The organism is Pandoraea fibrosis, from assembly GCF_000807775.2.
GTDB lineage: Bacteria > Pseudomonadota > Gammaproteobacteria > Burkholderiales > Burkholderiaceae > Pandoraea > Pandoraea fibrosis.
In genome coordinates this window covers 2378782-2396696 of sequence record NZ_CP047385.1, presented here as the reverse complement: position 1 = coordinate 2396696, position 17915 = coordinate 2378782, and the positions used below count along the sequence as shown (strand labels likewise).

16 protein-coding genes are annotated in these 17915 nt (G+C 65.0%); 10 read left to right on the top strand and 6 right to left on the bottom strand.

What is annotated here, in order from left to right; genetic code table 11:
* Nucleotides 1-31: 31 nt before the first annotated feature.
* From boxB to PI93_RS10785, 3 genes are all read right to left on the bottom strand, one after another.
* Entirely contained in the window at nt 32-1459 is a 1428-nt protein-coding gene (gene boxB / locus PI93_RS10795; RefSeq protein ID WP_039364919.1) for a benzoyl-CoA 2,3-epoxidase subunit BoxB, read from the bottom strand.
* A 109-nt stretch (nt 1460-1568) separates the two neighbouring features.
* On the bottom strand, nt 1569-3224 hold the full coding sequence (boxC, locus tag PI93_RS10790; RefSeq protein ID WP_039364922.1) for a 2,3-epoxybenzoyl-CoA dihydrolase: 1656 nt from the start codon (nt 3222-3224) through the stop codon (nt 1569-1571).
* A gap of 111 nt (nt 3225-3335) precedes the next feature.
* Nucleotides 3336-4250, bottom strand: coding sequence for a helix-turn-helix transcriptional regulator (locus tag PI93_RS10785; protein WP_052240281.1), 915 nt, complete (start codon nt 4248-4250; stop codon nt 3336-3338).
* Nucleotides 4251-4519: 269 nt separating this feature from the next.
* On the opposite strand from PI93_RS10785, the gene PI93_RS10780 reads away from it, so the two are divergent.
* The 4 genes from PI93_RS10780 to PI93_RS10765 all read left to right on the top strand — a co-directional run bounded on the left by PI93_RS10780 (nt 4520) and on the right by PI93_RS10765 (nt 9174).
* The gene (locus tag PI93_RS10780) at nt 4520-4990 is read left to right on the top strand and encodes a DUF4863 family protein (protein ID WP_039364926.1); all 471 of its coding nucleotides are present in this window, start codon (nt 4520-4522) and stop codon (nt 4988-4990) included.
* Nucleotides 4991-5031: 41 nt separating this feature from the next.
* Entirely contained in the window at nt 5032-6636 is a 1605-nt protein-coding gene (locus PI93_RS10775) for a 3,4-dehydroadipyl-CoA semialdehyde dehydrogenase (RefSeq protein ID WP_039364928.1), read from the top strand.
* Nucleotides 6637-6775: 139 nt separating this feature from the next.
* A complete protein-coding gene (locus PI93_RS10770; RefSeq protein WP_039364929.1) occupies nt 6776-8338 on the top strand; it encodes a benzoate-CoA ligase family protein in 1563 nt (520 codons plus the stop codon).
* 14 nt (nt 8339-8352) lie between these two features.
* Nucleotides 8353-9174, top strand: coding sequence for an alpha/beta fold hydrolase (locus PI93_RS10765; RefSeq protein WP_039364930.1), 822 nt, complete (start codon nt 8353-8355; stop codon nt 9172-9174).
* 58 nt (nt 9175-9232) lie between these two features.
* On the opposite strand, the gene selD is transcribed toward PI93_RS10765, so the two are convergent.
* Nucleotides 9233-10312: a selenide, water dikinase SelD gene (selD, locus tag PI93_RS10760; RefSeq protein WP_039364932.1), complete on the bottom strand. Its 1080-nt coding sequence runs from the start codon at nt 10310-10312 to the stop codon at nt 9233-9235.
* A 318-nt stretch (nt 10313-10630) separates the two neighbouring features.
* On the opposite strand from selD, the gene PI93_RS10755 reads away from it, so the two are divergent.
* Both PI93_RS10755 and PI93_RS10750 read left to right on the top strand, forming a co-directional pair.
* Nucleotides 10631-11797 (top strand): transglutaminase-like domain-containing protein, encoded by a 1167-nt coding sequence (locus PI93_RS10755; protein ID WP_039364934.1) that lies wholly within the window; start codon nt 10631-10633, stop codon nt 11795-11797.
* A 46-nt stretch (nt 11798-11843) separates the two neighbouring features.
* Nucleotides 11844-12443 carry a TlpA family protein disulfide reductase gene (locus PI93_RS10750; RefSeq protein ID WP_052240282.1) on the top strand — a complete coding sequence of 200 codons (600 nt, stop codon included), beginning with the start codon at nt 11844-11846 and terminating at the stop codon, nt 12441-12443.
* Nucleotides 12444-12479: 36 nt separating this feature from the next.
* Here PI93_RS10750 and PI93_RS10745 read toward each other — a convergent pair whose 3' ends face one another.
* Nucleotides 12480-13403 (bottom strand): LysR family transcriptional regulator, encoded by a 924-nt coding sequence (locus tag PI93_RS10745; protein WP_039364936.1) that lies wholly within the window; start codon nt 13401-13403, stop codon nt 12480-12482.
* 158 nt (nt 13404-13561) lie between these two features.
* Here PI93_RS10745 and PI93_RS10740 point away from each other — a divergent pair, with 158 nt between their 5' ends.
* Both PI93_RS10740 and PI93_RS10735 read left to right on the top strand, forming a co-directional pair.
* Nucleotides 13562-14164 (top strand): chromate transporter, encoded by a 603-nt coding sequence (locus PI93_RS10740; protein ID WP_080758941.1) that lies wholly within the window; start codon nt 13562-13564, stop codon nt 14162-14164.
* On the top strand, nt 14161-14691 hold the full coding sequence (locus tag PI93_RS10735) for a chromate transporter (RefSeq protein ID WP_039364939.1): 531 nt from the start codon (nt 14161-14163) through the stop codon (nt 14689-14691). The genes PI93_RS10740 and PI93_RS10735 overlap by 4 nt, the downstream gene beginning before the upstream one ends.
* Nucleotides 14692-14748: 57 nt before the next feature.
* Here the strand turns inward: PI93_RS10735 and PI93_RS10730 are convergent, their stop codons facing one another.
* Complete coding sequence (locus PI93_RS10730; RefSeq protein WP_039364941.1) at nt 14749-16113, bottom strand: hypothetical protein; 1365 nt, start codon at nt 16111-16113, stop codon at nt 14749-14751.
* A gap of 155 nt (nt 16114-16268) precedes the next feature.
* Between PI93_RS10730 and PI93_RS10725 the strand changes: the two genes are divergently transcribed.
* On the top strand, nt 16269-16895 hold the full coding sequence (locus PI93_RS10725) for a LysE family translocator (RefSeq protein WP_039364943.1): 627 nt from the start codon (nt 16269-16271) through the stop codon (nt 16893-16895).
* Nucleotides 16896-17007: 112 nt separating this feature from the next.
* On the top strand, nt 17008-17868 hold the full coding sequence (locus PI93_RS10720) for a DUF3047 domain-containing protein (RefSeq protein WP_080758942.1): 861 nt from the start codon (nt 17008-17010) through the stop codon (nt 17866-17868).
* The last annotated feature ends 47 nt before the right edge of the window (nt 17869-17915 follow it).

The window sequence follows — 17915 nt, the reverse complement described above, 5'->3', positions numbered from 1 at the left end:
GTCTCCTTGTGGGGAATGCGCTGCTGCTTTTTTAGTTGAAGCGCACGTACTCGAAGTCGATGGGTTGACGGTTGATGCCCAGCGGAGGCGGCGCAATCCAGTTCGCGAACTTGCCCGGCTCGACCACACGCCCCATGAGCGATGCGACATACGCACGATCTTCCGACGACGGCAGCCACTCGCGCTCGTGCGCGGCCCACTCCGTCTCGCTCACCACGCGGCCGTCCGGCGACACGCGCACGCCGGCGAACGTGCCGATCTGGCGATTGAACGCCTTGTGCGGCACCGTCAGACGGAAGTCGATACCGGCTTTCTCCAGCACCTTGTTCCAGCGATTCACGCCGGCAACCGAGTCCTTGATGTAGTCGTCGCGAAGCACTTCGTTCATCGCGTTGAGCATCGGCACTTCGCGCTCGACGAGCTTGCCGTTGTCCACATCGAGCAGCCGGTACATCTGACCGTTCAGTTGATGGTCGTCGTCGCGCTTGCTTTCTTCATAACGCCCTTTCAGACCCGAGCTATAGAAGATCGCGGCATTCGACGACTGGTCCGCGCCGAACAGGTCGATCGTCACGGAGTAGTGGAAGTTCACGTAGCGCTGGATCGTGGGCAGATCGATCACGCCGGCCGCACGCAACTTCGCGACGTCGTCGGTCTTCAGTTCGTTCATCACCTGCGCCGTGCGGGCAATCACGCGCGACACCCCCGACTCGCCCACGAACATGTGGTGCGCCTCTTCGGTCAGCATGAACTTCGTGGTGCGCGCGAGCGGATCGAAACCGGACTCGGCCAGTGCCGAGAGCTGGAACTTGCCGTCGCGATCGGTGAAGTACGTGAACATGTAGAACGCCAGCCAGTCCGGCGTTTTCTCGTTGAACGCGCCAAGAATGCGCGGATTGTCATCGTCGCCCGAGCGACGACCGAGCAGCGCTTCGGCTTCTTCGCGGCCATCGCGGCCGAAGTAGCGATGCAGCAGGTAGACCATTGCCCACAGGTGACGGCCTTCTTCCACGTTCACCTGAAACAGATTGCGCAAGTCATACATCGACGGCGCGGTGAGCCCGAGGTGACGCTGTTGTTCCACCGACGCCGGCTCCGTATCGCCCTGCGTGACGATGATGCGGCGCAGGTTCGCGCGGTGCTCGCCCGGCACGTCTTGCCACGCGGCTTCGCCCTTGTGCTCGCCGAAGTGAATCTTGCGATCGGCGTCGCCCGGCGTGAGGAAGATCCCCCAGCGATAGTCCGGCATTTTCACGTGATCGAAGTGTGCCCAGCCGCTCGGGTCTACGCTCACGGCCGTGCGCAGGTAGACGTCGAAACCGTGCGATCCTTCCGGGCCCATGTCGCCCCACCAGGACAGGAAGTTCGGCTGCCACTGCTCCAGCGCACGTTGCAGCGTGCGGTCGTCCGACAGGTTGACGTTGTTGGGGATCTTCTCGCTGTAGTTGATCGAAGCCATCGTGGGAATCCTCGTGTCTCGTGGTGTCTCGTGCGTATTCTGTGGAAAACGTCTTGTCCGGTGACGGCGCCGCCCGGCACGGTTCGCCGGCGGCGGCGCAGCCCGTTCGTCAGACGCGATTCAGATCGAACTGCGCCTTGTTGCCCTTGCCGTAGACCTTCAGCGCCCCCTTCTCGCCGACGGCGTTCGGACGGATGAAGATCCAGTTTTGCCACGCCGACAGACGGCCGAAGATGCGAGTGTTCATCGTCTCTTTGCCGTTGAAGCGCAGATTCGCTTCCATGCCGGTGAGCGCATCGGGCGACATGGCCGCACGCTCCTCGATAGCGATACGAATTTCGTCCGGCCAGTCGAGATCGTCAACGGCGGCCGTGACCAATCCCAGGCGCTCGGCTTCATCCGGACGCACGGCCCGGCCGATCGTGGCGCGAACGGCATCCAGTTCGGCGGCATCTTCGTAGAAGCGGCGTGCCAGACGCGACTGATCGGTGACCATCGGCAGCAGGCCGAAGTTGGCTTCGGTGAGCGTGATCGCCGGCTCGTCTTCCTCGCTCGCCGGCAGCGCGGCCATATAGGTGCGGTCGGCGGCGAAAGCGAATTCGGCGAGCGTGCCGGTAAAGCACGAATCGGGTTCGATCAACGCGAACAGCGAGCGCGACGACACATCGATACGTGCGAGCGTGCGGCGCAGCATGCCGATTGTCTCGCGCACGAACCAGTGATCCTGGTGCGCCAACAGCGAGGCATCGGCAGCCACGACATGCTTCGCTTCGCCTTCCGTGCGCAGCAGCCAGGTACCGATGTCGAGTTCGTTCGTGCGCAGATTCAGGATGGCGTCGTCGAGTTCGCGCGCCATCTTCAGCGGCCACCAGTTCACCCCTGCCGCTTCGATGCCGGCGATATCCGAAGGCGGCGCAGACTTCGGCGCCTTCACGGTGAGGCTCGCCGTGCGGTTGGTGCGGTCGATTTCGACTTCGACGAATTCATAGCGGATCGCATCCGGTTCGTCGGTGCGCTCGATACGCGTGAGCGTCACGCCCTTGCCGCCAGGACGATGGCTACCCTGCGCCAGCTCCAGTGCGCGGGCCGAGATCGTTTGCGCGAATTGCGCGGGCTTGACCACCTCGTCGACCAGACGCCATTGCTTGGCGCGCTCGCCGCGAATGCCTTCGACGATCGTGCAGAAGATGTCGGCACGGTCGTTGCGCACATGGCGCTTGTCGGTCAGACGCGTGAGGCCGCCGGTCCCCGGCAGCACGCCCAGCAGCGGCACCTCCGGCAACGCAACCGACGACGAACGGTCATCGACCAGATAAATCTCATCGCAGGCGAGCGCAAGCTCATAGCCGCCACCGGCGCACGCGCCGTTCACCGCGGCGAGGAACTTCAGTCCGGAATGACGGCTGGAATCCTCGAGACCGTTGCGCGTCTCGTTTGTGAACTTGCAGAAATTGACCTTCCACGCATGCGAGGACAGGCCGAGCATGAAGATGTTGGCACCGGAGCAGAACACGCGATCCTTTGCGCTCGTCACCACGACGGTCTTCACTTCCGGATGCTCGAAGCGGATGCGCTGGACGGCATCGTGCAGTTCGATATCCACACCGAGATCGTACGAATTGAGCTTGAGCTTGTAGCCCTCGCGAATGCCACCGTCTTCCGCGATGTCGATCGCGAGCGTGGCGACAGGGCCTTCGAAGCTCAGCTTCCAATGCTTGTACTGCGTGGGGTCCGTACGGTAGTCGACGTGGGGTTTGCCGAACATGATTGCCTCCAACACGAATAATGATCTTGTTGGATTGCAATATAGTGCAGCATCACCCCACCGTCAACCGTTTACGCGAAGAAAAATGAATTATTTTGCAGATGCAGAGATTCAGTCGGTCGACAACTGCACTGCCAGGCGTCCGCGCAGTTGCAGGTAGGCGTCGGCCAGCGCACGGCCGCCGGTGTCGAAACTCATGTCGGCCTTGGCGTAGAAGTCCTGCCGGCCCGCCAGAATCCGCTTGAGATCGTCCATGGCTTCCGCGTTGCCCGACATGGGTCGCAGATCGCCCTGCGCGACCACCCGCTTCATATGCTCTTCGGGCGATGCCTGAAGCCACACCGTATAGCAATGGGTCAGCAAGAAATTGAAGGTAGCGGCGTCGCTCACGATGCCGCCCGGCGACGCGATCACGGCACGCGGATGCTCCGCAACTACAGCTTCCAGCGCGCGCAGTTCATAGCGGCGATAGGCGGTCGCGCCGTACAGCGAATAGATTTCCGACGGCGGGCAGCCGGCCAGTTGCTCGATCACACGATTGAGCTCGACGAACGGCACATGCATGTCGTCGGCGAGCATACGGCCCAGCGTCGACTTGCCCGCACCGCGCAGACCGATGAGCGCAATGCGCCCGCGCCGGTCAGGGTCGCGCTCGCTGCCGGCGAACAACTCGCTCAGCGCCTGACGCGCACGCGTGAGCGCCTCGCCGTCGCGCCCGTGCAGGATCTCGCGAATCAGCAACCACTCGGCCGACGACGTGGTTTCGTCGCCCACGATCTCCGCCAATGTGCAATTTAGTGCCTGTGCGAGCTGACGAAGAAACAGCACCGACGCATTGCCCACCCCCGACTCCAGATTGGCCACATGGCGCTCGGAGACGGCCGCGTCCAACGCCAACGCCTTGCGGGTCAAGCCCCGCCGGGCTCGCAGCGTTCGCACCCGCTCTCCCAGCGCGACCAGGAACGGGTCTTTCTCACCGGCGCCACGCGCCGTCGACACCCCATCGGCTTGCGCACTCTTATTCATCAGGCGAGATCCTCGAAGCAGGTAACATGTAATATATTGCTTGACAGCGAAATTTGCATGCTCTAATTTTCACCATGCGTCGATAAAAAAGCAAACGCGGGCCGGACATTGCGAGCACCGCCCTTGATCGGCGTCATCTCAACAGACAGTGCGCACACCGCGATGCGCGAGCGACAGGGCATTGCACAGGCAATGCCGGCCCGGAGCGATTCGGGCCGAAGAGGCCGCCGCGACCGGTACCGCGACTGCGACGTCCCCAGGAGACATGGATGGATGTGCCCCAATTTCAGGCGCTGATTGCCGACCTCACCCGGCAACTCGACGGCCGCCCCATCGACGCCGACCTCGCCGATTGGCTGAACACGCACTACGGTGCCGGTTCCCCCGGTTATGAAACCCTGGCCAACGCTTGCCGCACCGGCGTTGCCGAGGGCTGGCTATGCCAGCGCGAAGGCGGCGGCATTCGCTACGGGCGGGTCATCAAGCCCACGTCCGACACGCACGGCTTTTCCGTCGACGTGGTGGACATGGCCGATCTGGCCGGCCCGCATCATGTCCACCCCAACGGCGAAATCGATCTGATCATGCCGATCACGCCGGGCGCGACCTTCGACGGCCATCCGGCAGGCTGGTGCGTGTACGGTCCCGGCACCGCGCATCGGCCGACGGTCGCCGGCGGACGCGCCCTCGTCCTGTATCTGCTGCCCGAGGGCGCGATCGAATTCACGCGTAGCGCCTGATCCGGCGCACGCACATTCTTCTGCTGGATTCACATCGGTTCATGGTCATGCGTACCCCTGCCTTGCTGGAAAACTACGTTGCCGGTCAATGGGTGGCCGGCACACCGGGCACGTCGAACGGAAGCGCTCCCACCGCGCTCACCGATCCCGTCACCGGCGAGACGCTCGCTTTCGTCTCAAGCGCCGCTCTGGATCTCGACGCCGCGTTCACCTACGCGCGCGAGACCGCCGGTCCTGCGCTACGCGCCCTGTCATATGGCGAACGCGCGCAGCGGCTCTCCCAAATCGTGACCACGCTGCAAGCGAATCGCGACGACTATTACGCCATTGCCACCGCCAATTCGGGCACGGTTGCCACTGACTCCGCGGTCGATATCGATGGGGCCATCTACACCCTGTCGACCTACGCCAAGCTCGGTGCCGCGCTTGGCGATGCCCACACGCTGCTCGACGGTGCGACGGTTCCGCTAGCCAAGGACGGCTCGTTCGCGGTACGTCACGTACTGCGTCCCACACCCGGCGTGGCGTTGTTCATCAACGCCTTCAACTTCCCCGCATGGGGGCTCTGGGAAAAGGCTGCCGGTGCATTGCTCGCGGGCGTGCCCGTCATCGTCAAACCGGCAACGTCGACCGCCTGGCTCACGCAGCGCATGGTCGCCGACGTTGTGGCCGCCGGCATTTTGCCCCCGGGCAGCCTGTCGGTGATCTGCGGCAGCGCCGCCGGTCTGCTCGACCGGATCGGGCCGTTCGACGTGGTCTCCTTCACCGGCTCGGCCGACACCGCCGCCACGCTGCGTGCGCATCCGGCGTTCACGCAACGCTCGGCACGCATCAATGTGGAAGCCGATAGCCTGAACAGCGCCGTCCTGTTGCCTGATGCCGCATCGGGCACGCCGGCTTTCGACCAGTTCGTGCGCGAAGTCGCGCGTGAAATGACCGTCAAGTCGGGCCAGAAGTGCACCGCCATTCGCCGCGCGATGGTGCCTGTGGAACATTTCGATGCCGCGGCTGAGGCCATTGCCGAGCGTCTCGCCAAGACGGTTGTCGGTAATCCCCGCAACGAATCCGTGAAGATGGGCTCGCTCGTGAGTACTGAGCACAAGCGTACCGTGCTCGAGGGCATCGCACATTTGCAGGAGGAGGCTGAAACGCTTTATGACGGCAATCGCGACGCCGTCTTCGTCGACGCCGGTCCTCACAGCGCCTGCGTGGCGCCTGTGCTCCTCGGCATGCGCGACGGTGCCGCCGGTCAACGTATTCACGAGACGGAAGTCTTCGGCCCAGTCGCGACGCTTGTGGGCTATCGCGATATCGACGAGGCAGTCGCACTCGCCAGGCGAGGTCAGGGCTCGCTCGTCGTCTCCCTCTATAGCAACGACGCCATCGCCATGCGCGCGCCCGCCCTGGCGCTGGCCGACGCTCACGGACGCGTGCATGCGGTCGATCCGTCGGTTGCGAAAACACAAACCGGGCACGGCAACGTCATGCCGCAATCGCTGCATGGCGGCCCGGGCCGTGCCGGTGGCGGTGAAGAACTGGGCGGCCTGCGCGCATTGCGCTTCTATCACGTGCGCTCGGCCGTTCAAGGCCCCGCCGCATTGATCGAAGCGCTGACGCAGGACGCCGTCGAACTCCCGAAGTCGTAACGCATTACGCCAGCAGTCGTCGCAAGCCGTCGCAGTCAAGGTGATTCATACAGGCGCCGTCAGAGCGCCATAAAGCACTCACGCCGCCTCCACCGTTCAATTGTGAGCAGTGGCCGCGCGGTGATCCACCGGAGGCAACATGGAAGCCGTACTCACCCCACCGCCGGCGAACTTCAACTTCGCTGCGCATCTGGAGGCGCTCAATCGTGAGCGCGCTGCCAAGACTGCATATCTCGACGACACACGTGCGCTGACCTACGGCGAACTGGCAGAGCAAAGCCGACGCTTCGCCGCCGGGCTCACCCGCGCGGGTATCCATCGCGAAGAGCGCATTCTGCTCGTCATGCTCGACACCATCGACCTGCCGGTCTCGTTCCTCGGCGCGTTGTACGCCGGTGTCGTGCCTGTGGTCGTCAACACCCTGCTCACCGCCGACGATTACGCCTACATGATCACGCACTGCAAAGCGCAACTCGTGATCGCGTCCGGCGCCCTGATGCCGACGGTGCAAGCGGCGCTGGATAAAGTGCCCTCGCCTCCGCCATGCGTCGTCTCGCAGCCGATCGCTGCCGAGACGGCAACGTCGACCGTTCTGCCGACGTTCGATGCGCTTGTCGACGGCCCGCCAAGCCCCATGCCTGCCGACACCGCCGGCGACGACATCGCCTTCTGGCTGTACTCGTCGGGCTCGACCGGCAAGCCCAAGGGCACGGTCCATACGCATGCCAACCTGTACTGGACGGCCGAGACGTATGGCCGCAACGTGCTGGGCATTCGCGAAGACGACATCGCCTTCTCCGCCGCGAAGCTCTTCTTCGCCTACGGGCTGGGCAACGGACTGACGTTCCCGTTGTCGGTCGGCGCGACGGTCGTGCTGATGGCCGAGCGTCCGACGGCAGAGGCCGTGGCGCAGCGCCTGCGTCGGCATCGCCCGACCATCTTCTACGGCGTGCCAACGCTCTACGCCAACCTGCTGACCTCACCGCATCTGCCCGCGCGCGAAGACGTGGCGTTGCGCTTGTGCACGTCGGCGGGCGAAGCGCTGCCGCGTGAAATCGGCGAACGATTCACGGCGCACTTCGGCGCGGAGATTCTCGACGGCATCGGCTCGACCGAGATGCTGCACATCTTCCTGTCGAATCGCGCCGGACGAGTCGCCTACGGCACGACCGGCGAACCGGTGCCGGGCTACGCGGTGGAATTGCGCGACGAGAACGGCCAGCCCGTCCCCGATGGCGAGATCGGCGACCTGTACATCAAGGGCCCGAGCGCGGCCCTCATGTACTGGTGCAATCGCGAGAAATCGCGCTCGACGTTCCTTGGCGACTGGCTCAAGAGCGGCGACAAGTACCAGCGACTGCCCAATGGGTATTACGTCTACGCCGGACGCAGTGACGATATGCTCAAGGTCAGCGGTCAGTACGTCTCGCCCATCGAAGTGGAAATGGTGTTGATGCAGCACGACGCCGTGCTCGAGGCGGGCGTGGTGGGACGCGACGATAACGGGCTGACCAAGACGCAGGCCTTCGTCGTCCTCAAACCGGGTGTCACGGCGACGGACGCGATGGCCACCGAGTTGAAGGCGTTCGTCAAAGCGCGGCTCGCGCCGCACAAATACCCTCGCGAGCTGGTGTTCGTCGACGATCTGCCGAAGACCGCCACCGGCAAAGTGCAGCGCTTCAAGCTGCGCGAGTTGCTTTAGGAGACAACACGACAATGTCGGAAGTCCAATTCGCCCGGATCGAGACGGCCTCGCACGGCCCGCTCTCGCTGGAGTATCGATGGATCCATCGCGAGCGCACGCAGGCGCCATTGCTGGTCTTTCTGCACGAGGGGCTGGGCTCCGTCGCCATGTGGAAGGACTGGCCGCAGCAGTTGTGCGACGCCGGCGGCTATCGCGGCCTGGTGTATTCGCGCAACGGCTACGGCCGCTCGACACCGCGTGCGCATGACGAGAAATGGCCGGTGGATTTCATGCATCGTCAGGCCCGCGAGGTGCTGCCCGCGTTTCTCGACGCGGTCGGTGTCGGCCCCGAGCAGGCGGATCGCGTGTGGCTCGTCGGCCACAGCGATGGCGGCTCGATCTCGCTGCTGTTCTCGGCCGCCTTCCCGGATCGCCTCGCGGGTGCCGTGGTGCTCGCGCCGCACCTCTTCGTCGAAGACGTGTCGGTAGAGAGCATTGCGAAGACCAAGACCGTGTACGAAACGACCGATCTGCCGGCCAAGCTCGGCCGCTATCACGACGACGTCGAGTCGGCGTTCTGGGGCTGGAACGATATCTGGCTGGACCCGGCGTTTCGTGAATGGAATCTCGTGGGCGCCGTGGCGAGCATCTCGAAGCCGCTGCTCGCCGTTCAGGGCGAAGACGATGAGTACGGCACGATGGCGCAGATGGACAGCATCGCCGCGCACGTGCCGCACGCCAAGGTGGTGAAGCTCGCGGCCTGCGGACACTCGCCGCATCGCGATGCGCCTGGGCCGCTTGGCGAAGCCATCATCGCCTTTATCGGCAGTCACGCCGAGCGTCAGGCGGCATGACGTCAGGCACCGTCGCGGGCGCGTTTCTCCGGAAGCGCGCCCGGCTCTGAAACGTCCGTCAGATGACGCGCACCCCGGGCGTGCCCGGACGCATCGCGCCAACGATCCCCGCTTCGTCAAAGCCGTCGGCACGGAAGACAGCGAGCACGTCGTCGACCGCCCCCGGTGCGCAGGACACCAGCAAGCCGCCGGCGGTCTGCGGATCGCACAACAGATCGCGATCGCGCTGCGTCAACCGCTCGCCCATTTCGACCGAGGCGCCATACGACGCCCAGTTCCGGCCAGACGCCCCGGTGATACATCCCTTGTCGGCCAACTCGCGCACGCCGTCGAACAGCGGCACATCGGACATCCGCAGATAGGCCGCCAGATTCGCGCCACGGCACATCTCCAGCGTGTGGCCGAGCAGACCGAAGCCAGTCACATCCGTGAGCGCATGCACGCCGGGCAACGCGGCGAGTGCCGGGCCGACACGATTCAGACGCGTGGTGGCGTCGATCATGCGGCGATAGCTCGCCTCGTCCAGTTGATGCTTCTTGAGCGCCGCCGACATCACGCCCACACCGAGCGGCTTGCCGAGGACCAGCACGTCCCCCGCCTGCGCGTCGGAATTGCGCTTCAGCCGTTTCGGATGCACCACCCCGAGGGCGGCGAGTCCATAGATCGGCTCGACCGAGTCAATGCTGTGGCCACCTGCAATCGGGATACCCGCCTCGGCGCAAACCGACTCGCCGCCGCGCAGAATGTCGCGGATCGTCTCGCGCGGCAGCACGTTGATCGGCATGCCGACGATAGCGAGCGCAAAGATCGGCTTGCCCCCCATCGCATAAATATCGGATAGCGCATTGGTCGCGGCGATACGGCCGAAGTCGAACGGGTCGTCGACGATGGGCATGAAGAAGTCCGTCGTCGCGATGATGGCTTGCTCGTCGTTGAGCTGGTAGACCGCGGCGTCGTCGGAGGTTTCGGTGCCCACCAGCAGCGCTGCCGGCGCCGGCAGCGGCACTTCGTTACGGGCGAGCAGTTCGGACAGTACGCCCGGCGCGATCTTGCAGCCGCAGCCGCCACCGTGCGAGAGCGAAGTCAGACGCGGCGCGGCGGGTGCGGCGCCTGCTTGAGTTGCATCGATTGCGGTCATGGTCGTTGGTGTTCGTTGGGGATGGCCGGGAACGCGTCGTGAAGCCCGCCGCAGCGCGGCTCAGGGCTTCGGGAAAGCGCGTCGCTCCCGGCATGACGACAGTTTGCCAAAAGTCGACGTATTATGAAGCAGCTTTGGCGCGTCGATATGTCTCGAAATGACCGATGGCGGTCTGTCGATCTCGCCATGCTACCGGTTCACATGGTGCCTGCATCGCAGCAGGCCATTGTCGCCGAGCCTCAGCACGCTACTGCAGCACCCTTCGCACTACCCTAACCACCATGCGCCGTGAGCGCTGACGCCAAAGGGGATCTCATCATGCAACGCCGCCGCTTCCTCTCGCTGGGTGCCTGCGCCCTGCCCGCTTCCGTCCTGCCGGCATCCGTCCTGTCGACCTCGCTGCTACCCGCCAACGCACTGGCGTCACCGTCACGCACGCCCTCGGCCGACGCCGCCGACGGCTGGCGCACCTTCGAGCTGACCACGCAGGTCGATCTGCCGGCCGGTAACGGTCGTGGCCCGGCGAACGTCTGGCTACCGGTGGCCGCGTCGCCGTCCGGGAGCTATCAGCGTGCGCTCGGCACGCGCTGGGAGGCGCCCGGCGCCACCGCCGCGTTGCGCACGGTGCGCGGTGCCTCGGGCATTGGCGTGCCGATGCTGGCCGTGGCGTGGCCCGACGACACGCAAGCCCCTCGGACGGTCACACTGGTGAACACCTTCGCCACGCGCGACCGGCGTGTCGATCTCGCACAGCCACCGTCCGCGAATGCGCCGCGCGAATCGCCCGAGGTCCTGCGTCAATATCTCCGCCCGACGGCACTCCAGCCGACCGACGGTCTTGTGCGCGAGACGGCAGAGAAGATCACCCGCGGCGAAAAGGGTGACGTCGAAAAAGCGCGCGCCATCTACCAATGGATCGTCGAGAACTGCCGCCGCGAAGGCTCGGTGCGCGGCTGCGGCACCGGCGACGTGCGCTACATGCTCACCACGGGTGACCTCGCGGGCAAATGCGCCGACATCAACGCGCTGTTCACCGCACTCGCACGCTCGGTCGGCATTCCCGCACGCGACGCTTACGGCGTGCGCGTCGCGACGTCGAATCATGGCTTCAACAGTCTGGGCAAAGCGGGCGACGTCACGCGTGCACAGCATTGCCGGGCCGAGTTCTACGCCGCCGGTTACGGCTGGGTGCCAGTCGACCCGGCAGATGTGCGCAAGGTCGTACTTGAGGAAGTGCCTGGCGGCCTGCCGCTCGACGATCTGCGCGTGCGGGCTGCGCGCGCGATGCTCTTCGGCCAGTGGGAGATGAACTGGGTCGCGTTCAACCACGGCGCCGACGTACCGCTGCCCGGTGCACGCGCGGCGCAGGATCATGCGGTGCCATTCCTCATGTATCCGAACGGCGAAGTGGCGCGTGCCCAGCTCGACAGCCTCAATCCGGACACCTTCCGCTATCGCATGAACGCCCGCGAAATCACGGCCTGACACGAACCGCGACATTCACGACACTCACCCGCAGGAGAGCACCGCCATGCAACGCCGTCATTTTCTTCACACCCTCGGGGCCCTCGGAACGGCCGGTGCGCTGGGCGGCACCGGTGCACACGCGTTAGCGGCCGGGCCCGCCAAGGGGGCGGCAGAAGTGGACGACAGTGCGCTCGCCGGGGCGTCCGGCGGCACGCTGTCGGCATGGCGCGGCGCGACTCCTGCGTTCACGCTCGACGGGCTCGACGGCAAGCCACACGCGTTGTCCGAATGGCGCGGGCGCGTGGTCATCCTCAACTTCTGGGCGACGTGGTGTGGCCCGTGCCGCGAAGAAATCCCGGCGATGGGCGCAGTGGCACGTCAATACCGTCAGCGAGGCCTCGCGCTGGTCGCCGTCAATTACAAAGAGCCGCTCGCCACGGTGAAGCCGTTCATCGACAAGCTACCCATCGACGGTACGGTCCTGCTCGATGCCGACGGCGCCGTCTACAAGCGCTTCGGATCGCTCGGCTTGCCCGCTACGTATCTCATCGATCGCGCGGGCAACGCGCGCTTCTGGCGCATGGGCGAACTGGAGTGGAGCGATGTCGGTCTGCACGGACATATCGAGGCGCTGCTGACGCAAAAGGGCAGCACCACGGCCTGACGTCGTCGCCTGCCGCGGCACGTTGCGGGTCGCTCGTCACTCGGCGACGACAGTCTGCGCGGTCTCATTCACATGATCGAGCAGTCGCGCGGTCGGCCCGGCCAGCACGCCTTCGCGATATGCACAGTACAGCGGCGCTCGCGGTGCGGGCGCGAGCGGCCGATAGACGATGCCCTCGACCTGCATACGCATGAGCGAGGCAGGCACCACCGACACGCCCAGCCCTGCCGCGACGAGCGAGAGCGTGGTGAGCAGACGCGGCGCTTCCTGTTCGATGTTCGGACTAAAGCCCGCGCCATGACACGCGGCAATGATCGCGTCGTAGAGTCCCTGCCCGGTGCGGCGCCGATAGAGAATCAGCTTCTCCGCCGCGATGGCCGTCATCGGCACGGCCGCCTTGCCTGCACGCCCCGTGAGCGCGAGCGGATGCGCCGATGGCACGGCAAGCACCATCGACTCTTCGAGGACCTGCGTGAAGACAATCTGCCCGATATCGCCCTGCGGCTGACGAATGAACGCGACGTCCAGATGACCGTCGCGCAGCCCGTCGAGCAATTCGCTCGTACTGCTTTCGTCGAGCATCAACGACACCGACGGGGCATCGCGACGGAACGCACGAATCACCGTCGGTACGAACGGATGCAGCGCCGACGAGCTGGTGAAGCCCACGGACAGCCGCCCTTTGATGCCCGCCGCGACACGGCGCACGTCGTCTACCGCCTGATCGAGCTTGCGCACGACATCATAGGCATCGCCGAGAAACGCCTGACCGGCATCGGTGAGCGCCATGCCACGTGGCAGACGTTCGAAGAGCGTGACGCCCAGTTGCGTTTCCAGCACCCGGATCTGTTGCGAGAGCGGCGGCTGTCCGATACCGAGACGCTCCGCAGCGCGCGTCATGTGTCCCGTTTCCGCCACTGCAATGAAGTAGCGCAGCAGGCGTATGTCGATATTTGCCATATTGGTTCGATATGAATCAAGTCACTTCCATATATTGGACAATATAGCGCAATCCACCTAATCTCAAGGGGTTCCGCGCGGCACTCGTGCATCCTTCCCCCGAAGACGCTCCCTGCCGGCGGCCCCCACCGTAGTCCCGTTTTCCAGAACCCACCGCCATGAGCACTCCGGCCCCAACCACCCCTGCCGCATCCGGCGCCCCCGCCACGATGCCACTCACGCCCGTTGCCGACGCCCCCAGCATTCGCGCCCTCTTCTTTGGTTTTCTCGGTCTGGGGATGACCGCATTCGGCGGCGCGTTGCCGTTGGCGCGGCGCATGATCGTCGAGAAGCATCGCTGGGTCACGCCGGCCGAATTCACCGATCTGCTGGGGCTGTGTCAGTTCCTGCCCGGCGGCAACATCATCAATCTGTCGGTCGCACTCGGCATGCGTTTTCACGGCTGGCGCGGCGCGCTCGCCTCGATCCTCGGGCTGATCGCCGCACCGTCTGCCGTGGTCATCGGGCTGGGCACGATCTATCAGCACTTCCAGAGCGATCCGCACGTGAAGCACCTCTTCGCCGGGCTCGCGGCAGCGGCGGCCGGCCTGCTGGTGCAAATGGCATGGAAAGTGGCGTGGCCGTTGCGCAAGTCCGTCGCGCTGGCGGGGGTGGCGGTGGCGTGCTTCATCGCGATTGCCGTGCTGCGTGTGCCGCTGGTGCTCACCATGCTCGTGATGACGCCGATCTCCATCTACGCCACCTGGAGGGTCTCGCAATGACCGGCACGCTCATCTCGCTCGCGCTCATCTTCACGCAGTTGTCGGTATTGGCGTTTGGCGGCGGCAACACGATCCTGCCCGAGATGGAGCGTCAGGTCGTCGATCTGCATCACTGGATGACGTCCGAAGAATTCAGCGCGTTGTTCGCGCTGGGACAGGCGGCGCCCGGCCCGAACCTCATGATCGTCACGCTCGTTGGCTGGCATGTGGCCGGCTGGCAGGGCATGCTGGTCACGTCGCTCGCGAAGTTCGGACCGTCCTCGCTCATCACCGTCGGCGTGTTGCACCTGTGGGAGCGCTTCAAGGACCGGCCGTGGCGCCGCATCGTGCAGGCCGGTCTGGTACCGATGACGGCCGGGCTGGTCGCCGCAAGTGCCGCGCTCATTGCCGAAGCGTCGGCAACGTCGTGGCTGCTCGCGGGCATCACCGCCTGCGTGGCCGTGCTCGCGATCCGCACCCGTGTCCACCCGCTGTGGTGGCTCGCGGCCGGCAGTGTCGTGGGGTTACTCGGCGGGGCGTATCTCTGAGTCGTGCGAGGCGGTCCGGAGATCGGGCCGCTCGCGTGATGCGTCATGCGTGATGCGTTATGTCCGGCCTGCCTCGCATACTGTCGCGTAATCGGCGTGCCAATGGTCACGCCCCATCTTGCAAATACCGTCGACAAGGTGAATCCAGTCGGGGGAGCCGATCAACAACGATGCCGGGGTATCGCCGCGTGCCAGCGCCGCAAGGCGAGGCGGACACGGGGTGCGTGCCTCCTGCGGCTTGCCGGCAATCAGCAGCACGCGGGCGATCCATTGCGAGACCTCTACCGGAATCGTCGACGTCATCGCCTGCCCCACTTGCGGTTCATCGGTCCAACGCCAGGCAAAGCGCGCCGTCACGCCCGCGCGCACGGCGATACCCAGCGCGTCGAGCACGCGCTCACAAGGCAACCCGCGCTGGACAGCAGCTATCAACGCAAACTCGCCCAGATCCCGCCAGTCGGCAGCGCTCCCGCAATCCTCCCGCACGCTTGTCGCCATCAGCGCGACGACACGAGACCGAACCCGCCGCAGCGCGTCGGGATGGGTCAATTGCCGCCTTGCGATACGTGTGGCTTTCGTCAGATCGTCGGTGGTCTCGGTCGGGTCGAAAAGCTGAACGTCGACCGGGTGCACCGTGAATGTCGGTGAGCCGGCGATGTCATGGCGCCAATCCGGTTCGAGACGTTCGCGCAGCAACGTGAAGGCGCCGTCATATCGGATCAGCGATGGCCGGGCATCGTCCACGCGCAGCGCTTCACGCATCTTGTGCGGCAGCGTGAAGCCAAGGCCATGGGCCAGAAGCTGACACAGCGACGCCACCCGGTCGCTTTGGGCCACGCAGGTTTGCGGTGCATCGGCGATATGAAGGATGAGGGCCTCCGCGATTTTCTGCTCGGCCAGCTTGCGCCCCGACACGGCGGCGCCGGGTGCGGAACGCGCTGCGGATGGCGTGGTGTTGGCGAAGATCTGCGTGGCGTCGAAGGCGGCGAGGCATTGGCGCATCGAAGTGAGATCTTCCGGGGTGCGACGACGAAGCTGCAACTGTGTCTGACGCGCCCACGCACGCTGGGCTTGCGCGCCCTCACCGATGGCGTTTTCCAATGCGCGCATTTCCGGCCACAGATAGCGGCAGGCGGCACCGATGGTCAACGCGCTGAGCGCACAGGCGAACGCCACATCCGCCGCGCCGGCAACCCCTGACATCACCGACGTGCCCTGAACACTCAACGCCTGCTCCTGATGCCGCTGACTCGTGCTTCGCCAGGCATCGCTCAGCAGATGATGCAGGCTACTGTCTCTCAAACATGCGACAGCCCCCGTGAAGTCGCCCTTGAGCCCGTCGTAGAGGCAGCTCACCGCCTCGTAGGCAAGGTGCGGGAAGGTACCGGGGGATGAAGATGCCGCATGGGACACGAATGGCATGTCGCTTCCTTTTTCTGACGTCGTAAAGGCAAACATCCTGCGCTGACGCCGTGGGAGGCGCTTCTGCATTCGCCCGGCCCGCTTTCGGGCACGATGTCGCGGAATCTGGGATGATGTCGCCATTGCGTCGCCACCGATTTCGCCGGAGAGACCCCATGCCGACCTTTGCCACCCTCGCCACTTTCGTTGTCGTTGTACTCGGGCTGTTCCTGATTCCTGGCCCTGCGGTGTTGCTGACGATCACACGAACCGTGCAAGGCGGACGTCGCGCCGGCGTCATGACGGGCATGGGGATTGCGCTCGGCGACCTCGTGCACACCCTGTGCGCGGCAGTGGGACTCTCGGCAGTGCTGATGACCTCCGCACTGGCTTTCGATGTCGTGAAGTACGTGGGGGCGGCCTATCTGATCTATCTGGGAATCAAAGCGTTGCGCGAGCGTCCGTCCGATCCGCAGTTGCCCGCCGCCCCGAAGGTCTCGCCCGGACGTGCCTTCGTACAGGCCGTGGCCACCGAAGTGCTCAATCCGAAAACCGCCCTCTTCTTCCTCGCCTTCATGCCCCAGTTCGTGCATGCGAGCGAGGGCAATGTCTTCGCGCAGTTCCTCGTGCTGGGGCTGGTGTTTGTCGCGATGAGTGCGCTTTACACGGCCGCGATTGCGTTGTCCGTGCGCCCGCTCGGCAAATTCGTGCAACGCTTCACCTGGTTGTTGCGCTGGCAGGGCAAGATCATCGGGACGATCTTCATCGGCCTGGGCTTGCGCGTCGCCCTGCAACAGCGTTGATCCTCTTGCCGTTCAGTCGTCGATAGCAGTTGAATGGGGGGCAGTCCCCCCGGAGGCACGGGCCATCCGGCCGGTGCCAGCGGTTTGCCTGCCTACGCCGGAGTCGCTCATCATGCATCGCATCGTCTCGTCACCGGGCTTGCTCGGCCCCTTTCGCCGCTTCGGCTGGCTGCCTCGCGCGGCCGCGCGTCCCTCCTCCCATGGGATCCTTCCTCTGATCCGGATCGGGAGACCGACGCTCAGTCTGGTCGCTGTCGCACTCGCCACAACAATGGGCAATGCCGCCCTCGCAGCCGATGCCGCCACGGCGCCGCCGAGCGCCATCCCGTTCTCGAAAGCCAGTCCGGGCAACGCCTTACCCACCGGCTGGCAGAACCTGCCGGTCGTCAGCGGCAAGAAGCTCACCACGTACACCGTTGTCGCCGATGGCGGGCGCAATGTCATCGAGGCCAATTCCGTGGACTCCGCGTCGGCGCTGATGGCTAAGGGAGACGGCATCGACCTGAACGAAACGCCAAACGTGAGCTGGCGCTGGAAGGTCGACAAGGCGATCCCGGGTGCCGATAACCGCGTGAGCGACAAAGAGGATTCTCCGGCACGGCTGGTGTTCTTCTTCGATGGCGACAAGTCCACGCTGCCGTTCGGCGACCGGGCAGCCATGACATTGGCCAAGGCCGGGGGAGAAGACTTGCCATACGCCACGCTCATGTACGTCTGGTCCAACGACGCCGCACCGGGGAGCGTCATCCAGAACCCGCATACCGACCGGGTACAGATGCTCGTGGTCGCGGGCGGCGAGGCGTCGCTTGGCAAGTGGCAAACCTTCTCGCGTAACGTCGCGGCCGATTACGAGCGCATCTACAAGGAGAAGCCGGGCAAGCTGCTCGGCTACGGCATCTTCACCGACAGCGACAACACGCATGCGAGTGCGCACGCGTGGTATGCGGACGTGCGCTTCGGCCCGGCGAAGTAGTGCGTGACAAGTACGAGACAAGCGAGAGACACGCGCAAGATCGCTTC